The organism is Edwardsiella hoshinae NBRC 105699 = ATCC 33379 (genome assembly GCF_000474215.1).
Classification (GTDB): domain Bacteria; phylum Pseudomonadota; class Gammaproteobacteria; order Enterobacterales; family Enterobacteriaceae; genus Edwardsiella; species Edwardsiella hoshinae.
Genome location: NZ_BAUC01000057.1, coordinates 1 through 1,907, shown reverse-complemented (window position 1 = coordinate 1,907; position 1,907 = coordinate 1). Strand labels below are relative to the sequence as shown.

Annotated in this window: 2 protein-coding genes and 1 pseudogene; all 3 read left to right on the top strand. The window is 55.2% G+C overall.

Translation table 11 applies throughout. The annotated features are described in order from the left end of the window. A pseudogene (locus EHO01S_RS19045) lies at positions 1-696 on the top strand (phage tail protein); the annotation flags it as partial. Continuing rightward, on the top strand, positions 696-1,352 hold the full coding sequence (locus EHO01S_RS16635) for a phage baseplate assembly protein V (RefSeq protein ID WP_035370890.1): 657 nt from the start codon (positions 696-698) through the stop codon (positions 1,350-1,352). The pseudogene EHO01S_RS19045 and the gene EHO01S_RS16635, both read left to right, overlap by 1 nt. Before the next feature lie 57 nt (positions 1,353-1,409). Continuing rightward, the gene (locus tag EHO01S_RS16630) at positions 1,410-1,763 is read left to right on the top strand and encodes a phage GP46 family protein (protein ID WP_024525005.1); all 354 of its coding nucleotides are present in this window, start codon (positions 1,410-1,412) and stop codon (positions 1,761-1,763) included. The last annotated feature ends 144 nt before the right edge of the window (positions 1,764-1,907 follow it).

Below are 1,907 nucleotides of genomic sequence, written 5' to 3'. Positions count from 1 at the left end.
CCTGATGGCACCCTGGTTATTGGGGGGCCGGACTATACGCGGGAGCCTGTCGCCACTCTCCAGTTAAGCCGGACAGAGAATAAAACCAACGTCCTATCACTCGTCGATAGCCGCAACATTAGCGGCTGCTATTCAGAGCTAACGGTATTGGCACAATCCCATGCCACATTGGCCGACAGTCAACTCGTTACGCTGGATGTGTCAGATCCACAGTCGGGTGAGCCCTCAGCGACAGAGGAGGATACAGAGCAGGCAGGTGCTACCGGGCACTACAATCGCAGCCATACCGAACGTGACCCTACCGTTGAGTGGTATCGCCCACAAATTCTGGTAGTAGGCGACGTGGACGACGCTCAGCAACTGACCTATCGTGCCCGTAAGGCGATGGCAGATGCGCGGTTAAGCGGCCTGGATATCACTATCGAGGTGCCTGGGCACAGAACGCCGGCAGGCGTTCTGTGGACGCCTGGACAACGTATTCATGTTGTCAGTGAGCCGCATGGCATCGATGACGTTTTTTTTCTCATGGGGCGCAGTTTCAACGGGGGACGTCCTGGCGGACAAACGACAACCCTACGAGTCAAGGAGGATGGTGTCTGGATACCGGATGCTTACCCGAACAGCAAGCGCAAGGCGCGTCGCAAGAAGAAAAAGCCCGAGCTGGTTGTCTTGAATGTATGGGATAAAAAATCATGATGTGGAATGAGGTAAACCGCCGGATTGGCCAGGCATTGGGGCGCATTCGCCTGGCTTTCCGCATTGCGATTGGTGGCGTTGACAGCAATGCCAAGGTGCAAACCATCCAGGCCAAAGGGATCGGTGGCGAGGCACTGCGAGGTAATGAGCTATTCCAGCAGTATGGCTTCACCTCATGCCCGCTACCGGGCACGATGGGGATCGTGTTGCCGCTGGGTGGGGTATCCACACATGGTATTGTGATCGCCACTGAGCATGGCGCATACCGCCTAACCGGACTTAAACCCGGCGAGGTTGCACTGTATGACGATCAGGGGACAAAGATCGTCCTCAAGCGGGGACGTATCGTTGATATTGAGTGCGTTACTTATCGTGTCAATTGTAAAAATTATGAGGTTAATGCGGAGGATAAGGCGGACTTTAATACGCCGGCCCTCAATGCCAGTCAGACACTAAATGCCCAGGGTAAAATCAGCGGTAACGGCGGTATCGGCATCAAGGGTGGCGAAGGAGCCGAGTTTGAAGGTAGTATTAACCAGCGCGGCGGCGGCTTTAGTACCGATGGTGATGTAACCACCCCCACCGTCTCACTGAATGACCACGCTCACACCAATGGCCATGACGGCCAGCCGACCGGCAAACCCATCGCACGATAGTGGTTTGCTGAACCCCATCAGTCATTAAGTGCTCATCCATGCTGGCATGATGCCGGCATGGATAGACAACTCTCCCCCGATACTGGCGACTATACCGGCACACGCTGTCGGTCGTTAGAGAACGCCGTTTACCTGCGTCTTAAAACCCCTTTGGGCAGCTATTGGGCGGATAAAACGCTAGGCTCCCGACTGCATGAATTGGCCCGCGAAAAAGATGTGCCCCGTGTGCATATGCTGGCCCGTCAATATGCCGAACAGGCGCTAGCCCCCATCCAACAGGATGGCCGCGCAACCCGTATCGCTATCACGTCGCATCAAGGGCAGCCCGGATGGGCGATATTGCATATTACGGTTATTGACGCCCGAGGAGAGAAGCACAGCTTTAATCATCCGGTGAGGGTCGCAGCATAATGGCATTTTTATATGAAGATATGGCCACTATTCGCGATCGACTGCTACGCGATATCCGTAATTTGCTGCCTGGAGAAGCGGTCGATACTGGCCCGGATAGTGATTTGTTCGTTCGTGCCTCGGCGGTGGCCAGTGTTGCCGAGG